The organism is Pseudoprimorskyibacter insulae (assembly GCF_900302505.1).
Lineage (GTDB): Bacteria > Pseudomonadota > Alphaproteobacteria > Rhodobacterales > Rhodobacteraceae > Pseudoprimorskyibacter > Pseudoprimorskyibacter insulae.
Genome location: NZ_OMOJ01000001.1, coordinates 35,108 through 51,350 on the forward strand (window position 1 = coordinate 35,108; position 16,243 = coordinate 51,350).

Below are 16,243 nucleotides of genomic sequence, written 5' to 3' on the forward strand. Positions count from 1 at the left end.
CCTTCCGTGCTGCTGACCGTCTAACGGTCCGCGCCAGTCTGGGCAACGGGTCAGGCGGCGCTGCTTTGCATCACAACATAGTCTTCTTCGCGCGGCGGCGTCATCATGGTGCCGCGCGACAGGCTCCAGTTGCTGCGATCACGGGGTGGGCGGCCCATGTAATCGCGGAAGACACGTAGCGGCAGGTCCACGGGGTCTTGCCGGAACAGGCGTTGTGCCGCGCTCAGCTCATCCGCCAACCCGGATTGATAGACATGGGCCAAGTTGTCCATCTTCAGATCAAATTCTGAGTTGGTGTAATATCCGCCGTTCCAGCGTTGTGCGATTTCGCGGATTGCGTCCGAACAATCGGTATCGCCGACCCGAAGCGCCCGGACCAATAGCTGATCTTCGACCACGCGCATGAAGAAGGCGGCGATGGTCGCCTGATCGCAGGACGATTGCATCAGGCACCAGAACGCGGCGTCGCGCTGATCTTTGAATCGGGGTTCGTGAGTGGTGACAATGTGGTGCCAAAGATCCGGGTCGGGAACGGCAAGGCGTTCAAGGCTGTCTTTGAGCTTATACGCCCGGTCGCTGCGCATCTGCCAAACCGCGCGGGCGGCCTCATACTGGGTGCGCTGGCGTTCGAACATTTCATGGGTCAGGCGCACCTTCAAAAGGTGTTCGCGCATATCCAGAACCAGTTCGGGCTTTAGGAACAGTTGCATCAGGCGACCGGCTTCAGGTGCGTCGGTGGTCATCACGCGGCAAAACAAGAACAGTTCCAAAATGTCGGAATCGGTCGCGGTTTCAGGGCTGCTATGTTCCCAAGCGCTCATGATGCGGCGCACGGCGCGGCGCAGCGCGTCATCAAAGCTGATGGGCGCGTCTTGATCTTGGTCGCGCCGGGTGGTCGACCCATGCATCAGGCGCACAATGTAGGCGCGGCGTTCGTCTGGGCCGGGCTGATCTTTTTGCGCTGAGGTTTGAACGTCTGGGCGCAGCAGGTTGAACGCGCCGTCCTGACGCAATGCGACGGACGACAATTCACGCGTGGTGATCCAAATGGCAAAAACAGAAAACGTGCAGGATAGCAGAACCAAAACCGGTTCAAGCCACACTGACATACCCGAAGACCGAGCGGCGGGCAGCGAAATATAAATTACAAGAGCAGGCACAACAGCCATTGCAGCAATGAGCGCTCTTTGAACCGATTTGTCCACGGTCCGCACCTTTCAAATCCGTGCCCCCACACGAACTAGGGCAAGATTGCGTTCAAATGTGGCGAAACCTAGGCAGAATATGGCCAATTCTGCGGTCATCCGCCTTATTTGCGGATTTTCAGCTATTTTCGATGGATTGTGCCGCCACATTTCGCAGGCATGTGCCCAATTTTCAGTCAAGTGGGGCGCAGTGTTTGCCTGCCTAGCGGCTGAAATCCTGCAAAGGGAATCGCGCAAAAGCCGCCATTGCGGCGGCTTTGTGTTCTGAGACCGAAGCTATTCCGGCAACACACCTTCCGGCGGATCGGCGATGATGCGGCCCGCGGTCAGATCGACAGTCGGCACCGCGTCATAGGTGAAGGGCAATAGCACCGTGCCGCCGCCGCCCGCCGGGGCCAGTTCCAACAGATCGGTCGCGCCGTGGTTCAGCACTGCGTTCACCTTGCCCAGCAGGGTGCCGCCGGTGTCATAGACCTCAAGCCCGATCAGATCGGCGTGGTAAAACTCATCATCTGGCAGCGACGGCAGACGGTCGCGCGGCGCATAAAGCCGGACACCACGCAGCGCATCGGCCTCTTCTTTGGTTTCGACGCCGCCCAGTACCGCCGCGAAGCCGTTTTTGATCTGGCGCGTCAGTTGGACCGTGAATTGACGGCTGCCGTCTTCGGTGGTCAGGGGGCTGTAATCTGCGACCGCCTCAGGATCTGACGTAAAGCTTTTTAGGCGCACTTCGCCCCGCACTCCGAACGAGCCCGAAATTGCGCCGACACAGATCAGATCCGTCATAACCGTGGTTCCTAATGTTGGCAAAATCCGGCGCGGGCCCACTGCCCGCCGTCCAATTCGCATTTTTGCTGTTGTTGACCGCGTTCATAAAAGATGCCGCCCAGGAAGGCGGCCAGCAACAACAAAAAAAGTCTGACAAGTCCGAACATGATACCCTTGCAAAGAAGGCTGGCGACCGGGTGGGCCGGTCGCCAGCAGCATGCCGAAAGGACTTATTCCTCGCCGGCAGCGGCCTCTGCAGCTTCTGCTGCCTTTGCTGCTTTTTCTTCAGCGCGGTCCTGGGCTTTCTTGCCCGGGGTGCCCTTCTTGGGGTTGTTGCGCTCTTGCTTTTCTTTCACGCCAGCGGCTTCCAGGAAGCGGGCAACGCGGTCGGTGACCTGAGCGCCCTGGCCCAGCCAGTACTGAACGCGCTCCATGTCCATTTTCACGCGCTCTTCCGAATCTTTCGGCAGCAGCGGGTTGTAGGTGCCCAGCTTCTCGATGAAGCGGCCATCGCGCGGCATGCGCGAGTCAGCCGCAACGATGCGGTAGAAGGGGCGCTTTTTGGAGCCGCCACGGGCCAGACGGATTTTGATAGCCATTGTTGTTCTCCTTGTAATGGCGTGAGTACGGCGGAACGGTCCGCCTTACGATTGGTGTTGTTCGTGGTGCTTGATGACTTCCTGAATGACGAAATTCAGGAATTTCTTGGCGAATGCCGGGTCGAGGTCGGCTTCGGCGGCCAAGGATTCCAGCCGAGCGATTTGCTTTTGCTCTCGCGTCGGATCGGAAGGCGGGAGGTCGTGTTGCGCCTTGAGGACGCCCACGGCCTGCGTGTGCTTAAAGCGCTCGGCCAGCGTGAACACCAGAATGGCATCAAGACGGTCGATGCTTTCACGGTGTTCTTTCAGCAATTCAGCGGCGCGGGTGACAGGATCAGTCAATGGCCCATCCTTTCGGTTTAAAGAGGGGGTCGCAGTAGTGCGCGATTTCCATGTCGATGCCGTGGGCGAGCTGCGAATCCCGCAGTTGCGCCGGGGTCGGGTGACGATAGACCGCGTCATTCCCATCGACTGTCGGGGCCTCGGGGTCTTTTTTCGCGCCAAGCCGTTCGGCCAAGCGGATCGAGTCGAGGTTTTTCGGATCCAGATAGCTGACGGCGGTTTCCCAGCCGCGCTGTTCGTAGAAATAGCGGCGCACACGGTGCGTGGCTTCCAAAGCAAAACCATTGCCACCCTTATCGGGCCAGATGATCCAAGCGATTTCACGCTCGGGCCATTTGGCCGGGGACCAGCCGCCTGCCATGCCAACGGTTTCTTCGGTGTCCTTCAGGTGCACCATCCACATGCCAAAGCCGCGGATTTCCCAATGGCCGATTTCGGCGGCATACAGCATCCACGCCTCATAGCCATTCAGCGGCCCGCCCATAAAGCGCGATCGGTACGAACTGAACGTCGCTTTGAAGTCGGGGTAATCCTCGGCCTTCGGCGATCGCAGAACAAGGCGCTTCGTCTCAAGGACTGGAATGTCGCGGTGACCCATTACGCGGCTCCCTTTTTGTGGCGATAGACAAAGGTTCCGTCGCCAAGGGCTTCCTCGGCTTCGGCGTCGCGGACGGCGCCTAGCCGTTCCATCAGTTTTACGCAACGGTCGTTTGCGCCGTCGATGTAGGAGGCCAGCGTATCCCAGCCCAAATCATTCCACGCGTGTGCCAGAACGGCTTCGCAGGCTTCTTGTGCGTAACCGTGGCCTTCGGCCTCTTCGGTCAGGAAGACGCCAAGTTCGGGTTCGGGGTCGGTGTATTCAAAGCCCAGAAGGACAAACCCCGCGCTTGGCGTGGTCTGCGCGTCGATGGTCCACAGGCCATGGCCGTGCAGCATCCACGTCGCGATGGACTGGGTGAAATCGGCCCATGCCTCTTCGCGCAGGTAAGGTCCGCCCATGAATTCCGACCGGTCATCGGTCATGATGCTGGCATAGGCTTCGAAGTCGTAGACGCGGGGCGCACGCAATTGCAGGCGCTTGGTGTCCAGCGTCGGGATGCGGCTGCCGATCTTCGACGCCTGACGTGACGCGCGGCCCGGACGGTGCTTTTCAACAGGCGCGCTCATGCGGCACCTCGCGGGTCCGGGTGGCGATAGACAAGGCAGGGGCTGCCCAGCAGTTCGGTTTCCTGTTCCAGCACGGCGCCCATCCGTTCGGCCAAGGCGCGCGAGCGGGTGTTGTCCGGGTGAATCTGGCTGATCAGCGGACCTAGGCCAAGCTCGCGCCACGCCCAATCGCGTACCGCCATTGCGGCCTCAAAGGCATACCCTTTGCCTTCGGCGGCTTCAAAGGTGTGCCAGCCAAGTTCAGGTTCCGGCCACATGATATGATTGACCAAGCCAACACGGCCCAACAACGCGCCGGTGCCTTTTTCGACCAGCGTGAAGAACCCATAGCCGCGCAATGTCCAATGGCCGAAAACCGACAGGAAGCCGCGCCATTGCTGGAATTCATCGGTGGTCACGCCGCCCATGTATTGCGTGCGCGGGCTGGCGGCAAAGGCGGCCACAGCGGCAAAATCGCTTTCCAGCGGGGTGCGCAGGATCATGCGCTCGGTTTCCAGACGGATCGGGGTCATGCCAGCGCCTCCGGTCCGGGGTGCCGCCACAGTTCATCCTCGCCCATGTAGACGTTGGTGTAGGTCCGTTCATAGGTCGCGCCCATGCGCTGTGCCAAAGTGACCGAGCGTTCATTGCCCGGCACGATGTTCGAAGTCAGCGTGGTAAATCCAAGTGCGTCATAAGCCCAGCGGCGGGCACGCAGCGCAGCCTCCATCGCAAGGCCCTTGCCTTCATGCCCGGCGAACAGAGCCCAGCCGATTTCCGGCTCGGGCCAGCCTTCGGGGTTCCAGATGCCCGAAATCCCGCAGCACGCACCGGTTTCCTTCAGCTCAAGCGAGAAGTAGCCGTAACCGTGGATGTGCCAATGCCCGACGTTCAGCGCAAACCAGCGCCACGCGTCGCCGCGATTGTCGTAGCTGCCGAATTTGGCGGCGCGGTCGTGATCCATCAGGAAAGCGATGTAGCTTTCGGCGTCACCCGGCTCGGGGCTACGCAGGATCAGACGGTCGGTTTCCAGACGGGGGGCTGCGGTCAGGCTCATGCATAAGCCTCCGGGCTGCCGTCAGTATCCGGGAAATGGCGATAGACGATGGTTTCCTCAGCCGTTTCGCCATCGGGCAAAGCGGCCTGCGGATCATGCGTTGCGCCCAGACGTTCGGCCAAAGCGATGGATCGGGCATTGTTCGGGTCGATATAGGACACCAGCGTTTCGAACCCTTGCGCCCATGCCCAACCAAGCACGGCGGAAGCCGCCTCAAACGCGTAACCTTTGCCTTCGGCGGATTCGAGCAGGGTATAGCCCAGTTCGACCTCGGGGAAATGCGGGGGCTTCAGCAGGCCAACTTGGCCAAGGAACGCACCATCGCGGGTTTCGATGCCCCAAGCGCCATGGCCGAGCAGATCCCACATCGCCACTTCAGAAGCCAGCCAGCGCCACGCGTCTTTGCGGGCAATGGCCCCGCCCATGTACTCGGCGCGGTCGCTTGCGAACAGATCGCAGAGCGCGTCAAGATCGGCCATCGTGTGGCCGCGCAGGCGCAGGCGGTTGGTTTCGATCACAGGGGCGGTCATGCGGACAGCTCCTGCGCGGAAGGGTGACGCCAGATCAGGTGCGGGCCGACGACTTCGTGTTCGAATGTGCCATCAGCGCTGCAGCCCAGCCGTTTCGCCAAGGCGATGGAACGGGTGTTGTGCGGCATGCAGGCGCTGATGATCGTGGACCAACCCAGCACGTCATAGGCAAACTGACGGGTGCGCAGGGCGGCCTCATAGGCGATGCCCTTGCCTTCGGCGGCGGCGAAGACCGTCCAGCCGATTTCCGGTTCGGGCCAGCCTTCGGGATGGAAGATGCCAACGGTGCCAACAGGCGCGCCGGTTTCTTTGCATTCCAGCATCCAACGGCCATAGCCGCGCAGGTGCCAATGGCCGATCAACTCGCCCATGCGGGCAAAAGCCTGAGCGCGATTGTACGGCCCGCCAACGCCCTTGGACCGATCCGACGCGCTGAATTCCGCATATGCCTCGAAATCCTCCATGCGCGGGGCGCGGAGGATGAGACGGTCGGTCTCAAGCGTGGGGATGCGGATTTCGGTGTCCATCGGGCGGGGTGTGTTTGGCTTTTGTTGCTGGTGAGTATTTGGAGAAAGATGAGGGGGAAGGGGGTTACTTCTTTTTGCCGAAGCCCGAGAGGCCGGGGGGCAGGCCGCCGCCACCAAGGCCGGGCAGACCGCCGGGCATCCGCCCGCCCAGTTGTTTCGCCGCGGCTTCCAGCGCTTTGGGGTCCATTTGGCCCATCATGTCTTCGGGGCTGGCGCCTTTGCCCATCATGCCTTTCATGGCCTGTTTCAGCATGCCGCCTTTGCCCATTTTGCCCATCTTCTTCATCATGTCCGCCATTTGGCGCTGCATTTTCAGAAGTTTGTTCAGGTCGGACACGTCCATGCCCGACCCCTTGGCGATGCGCTTTTTGCGGCTGGCTTGCAGCAGCTGCGGATTGGCGCGTTCTTTCTTGGTCATCGAGTTGATGAGGGCGATCTGCTGACGGAGCATGCGGTCGTCGATGCCTGCGCCTTCCATCTGTTTCGACATTTTTGCGGCGCCGGGCAGCATCGACATCATGCCTTCCATGCCGCCCATTTTAATCATCTGTTCCAGCTGCATCTTCAGGTCGTTCATGTTGAACTGACCCTTCTGGAAGCGCTTCATCATACGCTCGGCCTGTTCGGCCTCGATGGTTTGCTGGGCTTTCTCGACCAGTGCGACGATGTCGCCCATGCCCAGAATGCGGCCTGCGACGCGTTCGGGTTCAAAGGTTTCGAGCGCGTCCATCTTTTCGCCAAGCCCGACGAATTTGATCGGCTTGCCGGTGACGGCCCGCATCGACAGGGCGGCGCCGCCGCGGCCATCGCCATCCATACGGGTCAGAACCACGCCTGAGATGCCAATGCGTTCGTCGAAATTTTCGGCGGTGTGTACGGCGTCCTGACCGGTCAGACCGTCAACCACCAGCAGCGTTTCGCGCGGGTTGGCGACATCGCGCACGGCTTCGACCTGGGCCATCAGTTCTTCGTCGATGGACAGGCGGCCAGCGGTGTCGAGCATGTAGACGTCATAGCCGCCGAGGCTGGCTTGGGTCTTGGCGCGTTTGGCGATGGTGACGGGGTCTTCGCCCTTGATGATCGGCAGGGTATCCACGCCGATCTGGGTGCCGAGGATCTGAAGCTGTTCCATGGCCGCCGGGCGGTTCACGTCAAGCGAGGCCATCAGCACGCGCTTGCCGTCTTTTTCTTTCAGGCGTTTTGCCAGCTTGGCGGTCGTGGTGGTTTTACCCGAGCCCTGAAGGCCGACCATCAGGATCGGCGCGGGTGCGTTATCGATTTTCAGCGAACCGGGTTCGCCTTCGCCGCGCAGCACATCGACCAGCGCGTCATGCACGATCTTGACGACCTGCTGGCCGGGCGTGACCGACTTGGTGACCGATTGGCCGGTGGCTTTGTCCTGAACCGCTTTGACGAAATCGCGCGCAACGGGCAGCGAAACGTCGGCCTCTAGCAAGGCGACGCGCACTTCGCGCAGGGCGGTCTTGACATCGTCTTCGGACAGGGCGCCTTGTTTCGTCAGGCGGTCAAAGACCCCAGAGAGGCGTTCGGATAGATTTTCAAACATGCTCTGCGGCTCCTTTCACCGGTTCTGAACAAGGCCCAACCTAAGCAGGGCCGGCGTGTATTCCAATGCGCAGCGATCCAAACGACGAGCGCCCCCGTGGGCGCAACGCGCTGACGGAGGGCGATCCCGGGACTGACCCATGGGACCGGAAGCACTTTCAAACTCCCGGATATGCGCCCCGCGTTATAGCTGCATAGGGGCAGAGTCAAGGATTCAATTCCTGCCAGGCCTGACCGAAAGTATAGGGGATGGGCTTCTATAACGGGGCGATCACGCTTAGTTTTGGGGTAAGGACGACAGCGCGAAGGGCAGGCCTTATGGACAATTGGGATGAGGTCAGGACGGCTTTCCACGTGGCGCGAGCCGGGACGGTCAGCGGCGCGGCGGATGCGCTTGGGGTGCATCATGCGACCGTGATCCGCCATGTCGATGCACTAGAGGCCCGGCTTGGCGTCAAGTTGTTCCAGCGGCACGCGCGGGGCTATGCCCCGACAGAAGCGGGCGTCGATCTGTTGCGGGTGGCCGAATCCGCCGACAGTCAGTTTCAGCAATTGGCCGGGCGTCTGCGTGGGCAGGGGGCGGGCGTATCGGGCGAGTTGATCGTTACGTCTTTGGTGCATGTGTCGCATATGATGGTGCCGATGATTGCCCGGTTCCAAGAGGCGCACCCGGATGTCGTGATCCGCTACATCACGGATGAGCGTCTGTTCCGGCTGGAGTATGGAGAGGCGCATGTGGCCATTCGGGCCGGCGTGACGCCGCCGCAGAACCCTGACAATGTGGTGCAGCCGTTGATGGAAGATCCGGCCGCGCTTTATGCCAGTGCCGCATATATCGACAAATACGGACGCCCCGAGACAGAGGTGCAATTGGCCGAGCATCGCTTTGTCGCGCATGACAACACCGGTAGCCGCGCCCCGACCGAACAATGGCTGCGGGCCAATGTGCCGCCCGACCGCGTTGTGTTCCGAAGTGGCGATCCGCGCATCATGGCGATGGCCGTGGAATCTGGCGTTGGGCTTGGATTTATGTCGGTTGCGATGGGCGATGCCTCGCCCGATCTGATGCAGGTCATGCCGCCGCGTGACGATTGGACGGCGACCCTTTGGCTGGTGACGCATGTCGATTTGCACCGCACCGCCAAGGTTCAGGCATTCCTGTCGCACTTGAAGGCCGAGGTGAAAGCGCTGCCCTGCATGAAAAAGGGCTAAAAATTAGGCAAATGCACTGATTTGGGAATTGGGCCGGTCAATTCCCCTAACTGTTGCGCGAATGTTACGTCATAAAGATATTTGAGAGCCGCGCCATGATCCCTCAGGGCCGGTTCAGCGGCACAGTATTTGCCAAAAATCCATTTGCGTCCCGTAGCAAGTTTCAGTGCGCCAAACGTTGACTTGTATATCCCCAGCTGCGGGGCAGCACCGATCTTTTAAGAATGCACGGGTCAGGCCTCTGGGTCTGGCCCGAATTCTTTTTCCAGGAACTTTTCAAATGCATCCAGGTTGATCGCCTCAAACTGACCAAAGCCTTGCATCCAGACGCTGGCTTCACGCATCGCGTCTGGTTCCAACTTGCACCATTTCACGCGGCCGCGTTTTTCTTGGCTGATCAATCCGGCGCGTGTCAGGATCGTCAGATGCTTTGAGATCGCGGCCAGCGACATTTCAAACGGTTCGGCCACGTCGGTCACGGCCATGTCATCCTCAAGCAGCATCGACAGGATGCGTCTGCGGGTCGGATCGGCCAGCGCGGCAAAGACAATATCCAGATCGGTGCTCATGCCTGCGTTGTGGCCTGTTTTCGTGGAGGGTCAAGGGGGCTGCTTTGCCCCCGGTCAGGCACACTTAACCGAAAAGTTGAATTTGCGAAACCTGTTGAATCCGGGGCTTAGGCCCCTGCGACGCTTTGGCGTTGTGTCTGGTTCTTTGGGGAAAATGTATTTTATACAATGGCTTATATCAGTTCCTACGGGGCCAAGGGCACGCTTGACTCAGGCCCCGTCACGCCATAGCACATGGCCAACTGTCCAGATGGGGCCAATTGGCGTGACCGAACCCGACAAAGCGAAGCAACTTGCTGACCTCGAGGCGCGGATCAAAGCGGCCAAAGGCGGGGGGGAATCCCGCGCCCATCAGGAAGAACACTATTCGATGGCCCAGCACGGCTGGCGGATGGTAACGGAATTGGTGGCTGGTCTGGGGATCGGCTTTGGCATCGGATACGGGCTGGACAGCCTGTTCGGCACACTGCCGATCTTTCTGGTGCTGTTTACATTGCTGGGGTTCGTTGCTGGCGTAAAGACGATGATGCGCAGCGCAGCGGAACTTCAAAAGGGACAATCGGCCCAAGAGGCCGGAGAGGACGAGAGGACGAACGATGGCAACTGAAGCGCACGGTGCAGAAGAAGGCGGTCTGGTGTTCCACCCGATGGACCAGTTCATCATCAAGCCGCTATTTGGCGGTGATGAGATCGGCCTGTTCACCATCACCAACGCAACGCTGTGGATGGCTCTGACCGTTCTGGCAATCGTTGGTCTGCTGGTCTTCGGCTCGTCGCGTCGCGCCATCGTGCCGTCGCGCGGTCAGTCGGTTGCAGAACTGGCCTACGGTTTTGTCTACAAGATGGTTGAAGACGTCACCGGCAAAGACGGTGTGAAGTACTTCCCCTACATCATGACCCTGTTCATGTTCATCGTGATGGCCAACTTCCTTGGCCTGATCCCGATGTCCTTCACCACCACTTCGCACTTTGCTGTGACCGTGGTTCTGGCGCTGCTGGTGTTCCTGACCGTGACCATTCTGGGCTTCGTCAAGAACGGCACTGGCTTCCTCGGCCTCTTCTGGGTCAGCTCGGCACCGCTGCCGTTGCGCCCGATCCTGGCGATCATCGAACTGATTTCGTACTTCGTTCGTCCGGTCAGCCACTCCATCCGTCTTGCTGGTAACGTTATGGCCGGCCACGCGGTTATCAAAGTTTTCGCCGGCTTCGCAGCCATCGCTGTCATCAGCCCGGTCTCGGTCGTCGCAATCACCGCGATGTACGGTCTGGAAGTTCTGGTGGCCTTCATTCAGGCATACGTGTTCACCATCCTGACATGCGTATACCTGAAAGACGCGCTGCATCCGCACCACTAAAAGGATCGGCGGGCATCTGCCTGCCATCCCCCGAAATAACCCTGAATACTAACTTCCAATCGTAAGGAGATACCCCAATGGAAGGTCAACTCGCACACATCGGCGCAGGTCTCGCAGCAATCGGTTCCGGCGCAGCCGCAATCGGTGTGGGTAACGTCGCAGGCAACTTCCTGGCCGGCGCCCTGCGCAACCCTTCGGCAGCTGCATCGCAGACCGCCACCCTGTTCATCGGTATCGCTTTCGCAGAAGCACTGGGCATCTTCTCGTTCCTCGTTGCTCTGCTGCTGATGTTCGCCGTCTAATCCACGGATCCTGATCCTTACGCGCGGGCCGTGCCGCTAATGCGGCCGGCCCGTTGTAAAGAAAAGTTCCGACGGAGGACGATATGGCAACCGATACCCACGCAGCCACCGGTCACGAAGCCGAGGCCGCACACGGTGCAGCAGAAGCAGCCGCTTCCGCACCGGGCATGCCGCAGCTCGACTTCTCGAACTGGGGCAACCAGATTTTCTGGCTTCTGATCACGCTGGTCGTGATCTACTTTGTCCTCTCGCGTATCGCTCTGCCGCGCATTGCTGCGGTTCTGGCGGAACGTCAGGGAACGATCACGAATGACATCGCCGCGGCAGAAGACCTGAAGCGTCAGGCTGTCGAGGCAGAAGAAGCCTACAATAAGGCGCTGGTTGATGCCCGTGCCGAAGCCCAGGCCATTATCGCTCAGAACAAAGCCGAAATGCAGGCTGAACTGGACGCGGCTCTGGCAAAGGCAGACACCGAAATCGCAGCGAAAGCCGCGGAATCGGAAAAAGCCATCGCAGAAATTCGCGCCTCTGCCGTCGAAAGCGTAGAAGCCGTCGCCAAAGAAGCTGCACAAGAGATTGTTGCCGCACTTGGTGGTAAGGCCGATGCCGCTGCTGTCGCAGACGCTGTAACCAACCGGATCAAGGGGTAAGTACCATGCGCAAGCTGACGACCACTCTTGCCCTGTCGCTGCTGGCCAGCCCGGCCTTTGCGGCATCCGGCCCGTTCTTCTCGCTTAAGAACACGAACTTCATCGTGTTGCTGGCGTTCCTGCTGTTCATCGCGGTTCTTGTGTACTTCAAGGTTCCGTCGATGCTGGGCAAGATGCTGGACAAGCGCGCAGACGACATCCGCAGCGAACTGGACGAAGCCCGCAAGCTTCGTGAAGACGCCCAAAGCCTTCTGGCCTCGTATGAGCGCAAGCAGGCAGAGGTCAAAGACCAGGCCGCCCGCATTGTTGAGCACGCCAAAACCGAAGCAGGCCTTGCTGCACAGCAGGCCAAAGCGGATATGGAAGCCTCGATCGTGCGCCGTCTGGCCGCTGCTCAGGATCAGATTGCATCGGCCGAAGCCGCTGCCATCAAGGAAGTGCGCGACCGCGCCGTTGTTGTTGCCGTCCAGGCTGCACGCGAAGTGATCGCAAAGCAAACCACTGCACAGAGCGCGTCGAAACTGATCGACGACTCGATCGCCGTGGTTGGTGCCAAGCTGCACTGATCGCTGACAGATCCAATTAGATGACCCCGGTCCAAGTGGCCGGGGTTTTCTTATTTCGACATGCAGTATTGCGCGACACCGTCCAAAAAAGTCAGGCATTTGGCCAACTGGTCGATGGCGATGAACTCGTCTGCCTTGTGCGCCTGCGCAATCGAGCCGGGACCACATAGGACGGATGGTATCCCTTCGGTCTGAAACAGGCCCGCTTCGGTGTTGAACGGCACGGTCTGGGCGGCATTGGCACCCGTCAGATACATGGCCAGATCCCGTGCCGGGTTCACCGCCTCTGGCGTCAACTCTCGCACCTCCCCTATGACCTCGGTCATGATCCCGGCGTCGCGCGATATGGCGGTCATCGCGGGCAAAAGTTCGGTCGCTTGGAACGTGGCCAACTGGTCTTTGACGTAGGCCAGATCCGATTGCTGCACCGGGCGCATTTCCCAGCCCAGTTCCGCCGTGCTGGGGATGACATTCAGGCCAACACCGCCATTCAGCAGGCCAATGTTGATTGTGCTCCAAGGTGGGTCAAAGGGGCTGTCGCTGGGCCGTCGTGCCTTAAGCCCCTCGACCAGATCCAGCAGGCGCCCCGCATAGCGGGCGGCATAGGCCACGGCGTTGACGCCTTGATCGGGTTGCGACCCGTGGCCCGCCAACCCGTGAAACCGCGTCACATATTCGCAGCAGCCCTTGTGCCCATCGACCACCTGCATCTCGGTCGGTTCGCCCACGATGGCCATGGAAGGCCGATAGCCGAGCCTCGCAAGCTGCGGCAATAGCGCGCGTGCACCGATGCAGCCCACCTCCTCATCGTGGGTCAGGCAGATGTGAATAGGGCGCTCTAACGCGTGCACGTCCAGCCCTTCGGCCACAGTCAGGCAGGCGGCGATAAAGCCCTTCATGTCGCAGGTGCCGCGCCCGTAAAGCCGCCCATCATCTGGCCACAGGGCAAACGGGTCGCTAGACCACTCCTGATCATCGACGGGAACCACGTCAGAATGGCCAGACAGAACCACGCCGCCGGGGCGATTTGGCCCCAAAGTGGCGAATAAATTGGCCTTAGTCCCGCATGGTGATGGGAGGAATTCAATTCGCGCCCCAAGATTGATCAAAATACCCCGGATATGATCCAATATCGGCAGATTGCTGTCCCGCGACACGCTGGGAAAGGCGATCAAATCGGCCAGATGGGCAATCGTTCGATCCAGATCCGCCGTCATGGTTTGACGAACAATTGGCGGGGTCGATGGCAGAACGGTTCGGCCGGGCCGTCCTCGCGGATCAGGATCGACTCGGTGATCTCTAGCCCCCAGTCCTGAATCCACAGGCCGGGCATAAAATGGAAGGTCATCCCCGGCTTCAGAACGCTTTGGTCCTCGGGTCTGAGGGATATGGTCCGTTCCCCCCAATCGGGCGGATAGCTGATACCGATGGGATAGCCGCAGCGTGCACCGCGTTCGATGCCAGCTGCCTCAAGCGGGGCGGCAAGCGCATTGGCCACATCGCAGGCCCGATTGCCCGCACGGGCGGCGTTCAATCCTGCCTCAAGCCCTTCGATCAACGCGGCCTCGGCCCGGCGAATGTGGTCGGGCGGGGAGCCGAGGAAAATCGTCCGTCAGAAGGGCGCGTGATAGCGGCGGTAACATCCGGCGATTTCAAAGAACGTGGCTTCGCCCGTGGCAAATGGGCGGCCATCCCACGTCAGATGCGGCGCGGCGGCGTCCGATCCTGACGGTAAAAGCGGCACGATTGCAGCGTAATCGCCCCAATGGCCATCAGCCCCGCGCACCGCATCGCGCAGGATTTCGGCCACAACTTCGTTCTTGGGCACGCCCGGTTCGACCCGTTCCAGCAGCCCGTCCACGATTTTTTCCGATATCCGGGCGGCACGGCGCATAAAGGTGATTTCTTCGTCCGACTTGATCGCCCGCTGCCAGTTCACCAATGCGGTGGCATCGGCAAACTGCGCTTGCGGCAGCTCCGCGACCAGCACCGCATGCGCCTTGGCTGAGTAGTAGTAATTGTCCATCTCAACGCCGATCCGCGCCTGCGACAGGCCAAGGCCCGCAATCCTTGCCGCAAGGTCTTGCATCGGGTGGCGAGTGGTCGATTGCACGTAGTGATCGGCATAGCCCGTTACATGGTCGTCGTCCATCCAGACCGTGCGCAATGCGCCATTGGTGTCTTGGTTTCGGCCCCACCAAATCGGGTCGCCATCCATGCGGATCAAGACCGCTTGATGCACGTAGAAGGACCAGCCGTCATAGCCCGTCAACCAGGCCTGATTGGATGGGTCGGATAAGATCAGCAGATCCAAGCCATCCCGCGCCATTGCGGCACGGACCAAGGTCAGCCGCCGTTCATACTCCGCCGAGGAGAAAGGAATATTTTTGGAAACACTCGAATGCGACATGTCACTGACCCCACCGTTGCGCCCAACGATAATGTGCGGGGTTGGTGAAAACGCCTAGAAAAAACGGACCGAGGCCCTTGTTCGGCGCGTTTTCCGGGCGATTCTTGGCCTGGCCTTTTGGTACAGCAGATTTTCGCTAGACGTAATTTTCTGGCGAAACGCCGCAAATAGACGCGCATCTGACAATTCCGTAGGGTCTTTCGCGCAATTTTGGCAATCCGGTTGCAAGTCATGCCGAGACGCGTCTAGGCTTAGGGCAACAGCGCAATTCAAGACGCATAAATCAGGGAGCCACGATTGGCCGATTCAGGGCACAACGACGCGTTCGTCGAATTTGAGCGTGTGCAAAAAAGCTACGACGGCGAGTCGCTGGTCGTAAAAGATCTTAACTTAACCATGCCCAAGGGCGAGTTTCTGACGATGCTCGGGCCGTCGGGGTCAGGCAAGACGACTTGCCTGATGATGCTGGCAGGGTTCGAAACGGCGACTCATGGCGATATTCGTCTGGACGGCGTGTCGATCAACAACATTCCCCCGCACAAACGCGGCATTGGGATGGTGTTCCAGAACTACGCCCTGTTCCCGCATATGACGGTGGCTGAAAACCTCAGCTTTCCGCTGGAAGTCCGCAAGTTGGGCAAGTCCGAGCGTGAGGCCAAGGTCAAGCGGGCGCTGGAAATGGTGCAGATGGGGGCCTTTGGGGGCCGTCGACCTGCGCAGCTTTCGGGTGGTCAGCAGCAGCGGATCGCCTTGGCCCGCGCCTTGGTGTTTGAAGCCGAACTGGTTTTGATGGACGAACCGCTTGGCGCGCTGGACAAACAGCTCCGCGAACACATGCAGTTCGAAATCAAGCGCATCGCGGATAATCTGGGCATCACAGTGGTCTATGTGACCCACGACCAGACTGAAGCCTTGACCATGTCGGACCGCGTTGCCGTGTTCAACGATGGCCGCATTCAGCAGCTGGCCCCGCCGGATCAGCTCTATGAAGAGCCGCAGAACAGTTTCGTGGCGCAGTTCATCGGCGAAAACAACACGCTGGAAGGCGTGGTTCAGGAAATTCGCGGCGATGTCTGCACCGTTCGTCTGGACGACGGTGAGGTGATCGACGCCAAGCCCGTGAACGTCACCAAAGCCGGTGAACGCACCCGCGTGTCGATCCGTCCCGAACGGGTGGAATATAACAAGGATCGACTGCAAGAGGGCGCCCACACGTTGAAGGCCGAAGTGCTGGAATTCATCTACATGGGCGACATTTTCCGCACGCGTCTGCGCGTTGCTGGAAACGACGAATTTATCATCAAAACGCGTAATGCGCCGGACCAGACTCGTCTGACACCGGGTCAGCAGATCGAAATCGGTTGGTTGCCGGCTGATTGCCGCGCACTCGACGCGAGCTAAGGTTTCCGTTCGGGCGGTGCATCGCTCTTGCGCCGTCC

At 60.0% G+C, this 16,243-nt stretch carries 21 protein-coding genes and 1 pseudogene; 7 read left to right on the plus strand and 15 right to left on the minus strand.

What is annotated here, in order from left to right; genetic code table 11:
• Positions 1 to 50: 50 nt before the first annotated feature.
• From PRI8871_RS00200 to ffh, 12 genes are all read right to left on the minus strand, one after another.
• Positions 51 to 1,109: a hypothetical protein gene (locus tag PRI8871_RS00200; protein WP_146188623.1), complete on the minus strand. Its 1,059-nt coding sequence runs from the start codon at positions 1,107 to 1,109 to the stop codon at positions 51 to 53.
• A 372-nt stretch (positions 1,110 to 1,481) separates the two neighbouring features.
• Positions 1,482 to 1,991 (minus strand): ribosome maturation factor RimM, encoded by a 510-nt coding sequence (gene rimM / locus PRI8871_RS00205; protein WP_108884177.1) that lies wholly within the window; start codon positions 1,989 to 1,991, stop codon positions 1,482 to 1,484.
• An 11-nt stretch (positions 1,992 to 2,002) separates the two neighbouring features.
• Positions 2,003 to 2,140, minus strand: a complete 138-nt coding sequence (locus PRI8871_RS19745; protein ID WP_219928982.1) for a hypothetical protein — start codon at positions 2,138 to 2,140, stop codon at positions 2,003 to 2,005.
• A gap of 63 nt (positions 2,141 to 2,203) precedes the next feature.
• The gene (gene rpsP, locus PRI8871_RS00210) at positions 2,204 to 2,572 is read right to left on the minus strand and encodes a 30S ribosomal protein S16 (RefSeq protein ID WP_108884178.1); all 369 of its coding nucleotides are present in this window, start codon (positions 2,570 to 2,572) and stop codon (positions 2,204 to 2,206) included.
• 45 nt (positions 2,573 to 2,617) lie between these two features.
• Positions 2,618 to 2,914 (minus strand): chorismate mutase, encoded by a 297-nt coding sequence (locus PRI8871_RS00215; protein ID WP_245897739.1) that lies wholly within the window; start codon positions 2,912 to 2,914, stop codon positions 2,618 to 2,620.
• Positions 2,907 to 3,512 carry a GNAT family N-acetyltransferase gene (locus PRI8871_RS19915; protein WP_108884180.1) on the minus strand — a complete coding sequence of 202 codons (606 nt, stop codon included), beginning with the start codon at positions 3,510 to 3,512 and terminating at the stop codon, positions 2,907 to 2,909. The genes PRI8871_RS00215 and PRI8871_RS19915 overlap by 8 nt, the downstream gene beginning before the upstream one ends.
• Positions 3,512 to 4,081 (minus strand): GNAT family N-acetyltransferase, encoded by a 570-nt coding sequence (locus tag PRI8871_RS00225; RefSeq protein WP_108884181.1) that lies wholly within the window; start codon positions 4,079 to 4,081, stop codon positions 3,512 to 3,514. Before PRI8871_RS00225 ends, PRI8871_RS19915 begins: the two co-directional genes overlap by 1 nt.
• A complete protein-coding gene (locus PRI8871_RS00230; protein WP_108884182.1) occupies positions 4,078 to 4,593 on the minus strand; it encodes a GNAT family N-acetyltransferase in 516 nt (171 codons plus the stop codon). Before PRI8871_RS00230 ends, PRI8871_RS00225 begins: the two co-directional genes overlap by 4 nt.
• Complete coding sequence (locus tag PRI8871_RS00235) at positions 4,590 to 5,117, minus strand: GNAT family N-acetyltransferase (protein WP_108884183.1); 528 nt, start codon at positions 5,115 to 5,117, stop codon at positions 4,590 to 4,592. The genes PRI8871_RS00230 and PRI8871_RS00235 overlap by 4 nt, the downstream gene beginning before the upstream one ends.
• The gene (locus PRI8871_RS00240; RefSeq protein WP_108884184.1) at positions 5,114 to 5,647 is read right to left on the minus strand and encodes a GNAT family N-acetyltransferase; all 534 of its coding nucleotides are present in this window, start codon (positions 5,645 to 5,647) and stop codon (positions 5,114 to 5,116) included. Before PRI8871_RS00240 ends, PRI8871_RS00235 begins: the two co-directional genes overlap by 4 nt.
• Positions 5,644 to 6,174 carry a GNAT family N-acetyltransferase gene (locus tag PRI8871_RS00245; RefSeq protein WP_108884185.1) on the minus strand — a complete coding sequence of 177 codons (531 nt, stop codon included), beginning with the start codon at positions 6,172 to 6,174 and terminating at the stop codon, positions 5,644 to 5,646. Before PRI8871_RS00245 ends, PRI8871_RS00240 begins: the two co-directional genes overlap by 4 nt.
• 64 nt (positions 6,175 to 6,238) lie before the next feature.
• Positions 6,239 to 7,741: a signal recognition particle protein gene (ffh, locus tag PRI8871_RS00250; RefSeq protein ID WP_108884186.1), complete on the minus strand. Its 1,503-nt coding sequence runs from the start codon at positions 7,739 to 7,741 to the stop codon at positions 6,239 to 6,241.
• A 317-nt stretch (positions 7,742 to 8,058) separates the two neighbouring features.
• Between ffh and PRI8871_RS00255 the strand changes: the two genes are divergently transcribed.
• Positions 8,059 to 8,952, plus strand: coding sequence for a LysR family transcriptional regulator (locus tag PRI8871_RS00255; protein ID WP_108884187.1), 894 nt, complete (start codon positions 8,059 to 8,061; stop codon positions 8,950 to 8,952).
• A gap of 233 nt (positions 8,953 to 9,185) precedes the next feature.
• Here PRI8871_RS00255 and PRI8871_RS00260 read toward each other — a convergent pair whose 3' ends face one another.
• Positions 9,186 to 9,521: an ArsR/SmtB family transcription factor gene (locus PRI8871_RS00260; RefSeq protein ID WP_108884188.1), complete on the minus strand. Its 336-nt coding sequence runs from the start codon at positions 9,519 to 9,521 to the stop codon at positions 9,186 to 9,188.
• A gap of 265 nt (positions 9,522 to 9,786) precedes the next feature.
• Between PRI8871_RS00260 and PRI8871_RS00265 the strand changes: the two genes are divergently transcribed.
• The 5 genes from PRI8871_RS00265 (at position 9,787) to PRI8871_RS00285 (ending at position 12,394) form a co-directional block, all read left to right on the plus strand.
• Positions 9,787 to 10,128, plus strand: coding sequence for an AtpZ/AtpI family protein (locus tag PRI8871_RS00265; RefSeq protein WP_108885155.1), 342 nt, complete (start codon positions 9,787 to 9,789; stop codon positions 10,126 to 10,128).
• Positions 10,118 to 10,876, plus strand: coding sequence for a F0F1 ATP synthase subunit A (locus PRI8871_RS00270; protein ID WP_108884189.1), 759 nt, complete (start codon positions 10,118 to 10,120; stop codon positions 10,874 to 10,876). The genes PRI8871_RS00265 and PRI8871_RS00270 overlap by 11 nt, the downstream gene beginning before the upstream one ends.
• Before the next feature lie 77 nt (positions 10,877 to 10,953).
• Positions 10,954 to 11,178, plus strand: coding sequence for a F0F1 ATP synthase subunit C (locus tag PRI8871_RS00275; RefSeq protein WP_090027589.1), 225 nt, complete (start codon positions 10,954 to 10,956; stop codon positions 11,176 to 11,178).
• A gap of 83 nt (positions 11,179 to 11,261) precedes the next feature.
• The gene (locus PRI8871_RS00280) at positions 11,262 to 11,828 is read left to right on the plus strand and encodes a F0F1 ATP synthase subunit B' (protein WP_108884190.1); all 567 of its coding nucleotides are present in this window, start codon (positions 11,262 to 11,264) and stop codon (positions 11,826 to 11,828) included.
• Positions 11,829 to 11,833: 5 nt separating this feature from the next.
• Positions 11,834 to 12,394 carry a F0F1 ATP synthase subunit B gene (locus PRI8871_RS00285; protein WP_108884191.1) on the plus strand — a complete coding sequence of 187 codons (561 nt, stop codon included), beginning with the start codon at positions 11,834 to 11,836 and terminating at the stop codon, positions 12,392 to 12,394.
• Between the two features lie 50 nt (positions 12,395 to 12,444).
• On the opposite strand, the gene argE is transcribed toward PRI8871_RS00285, so the two are convergent.
• Both argE and PRI8871_RS00295 read right to left on the minus strand, forming a co-directional pair.
• Complete coding sequence (gene argE / locus PRI8871_RS00290) at positions 12,445 to 13,611, minus strand: acetylornithine deacetylase (protein ID WP_108884192.1); 1,167 nt, start codon at positions 13,609 to 13,611, stop codon at positions 12,445 to 12,447.
• Positions 13,608 to 14,804: pseudogene (locus PRI8871_RS00295) on the minus strand (M24 family metallopeptidase). Before PRI8871_RS00295 ends, argE begins: the two are co-directional and overlap by 4 nt.
• Positions 14,805 to 15,101: 297 nt before the next feature.
• On the opposite strand from PRI8871_RS00295, the gene PRI8871_RS00300 reads away from it, so the two are divergent.
• Complete coding sequence (locus PRI8871_RS00300; RefSeq protein WP_108884193.1) at positions 15,102 to 16,205, plus strand: ABC transporter ATP-binding protein; 1,104 nt, start codon at positions 15,102 to 15,104, stop codon at positions 16,203 to 16,205.
• Positions 16,206 to 16,243 lie beyond the last annotated feature (38 nt).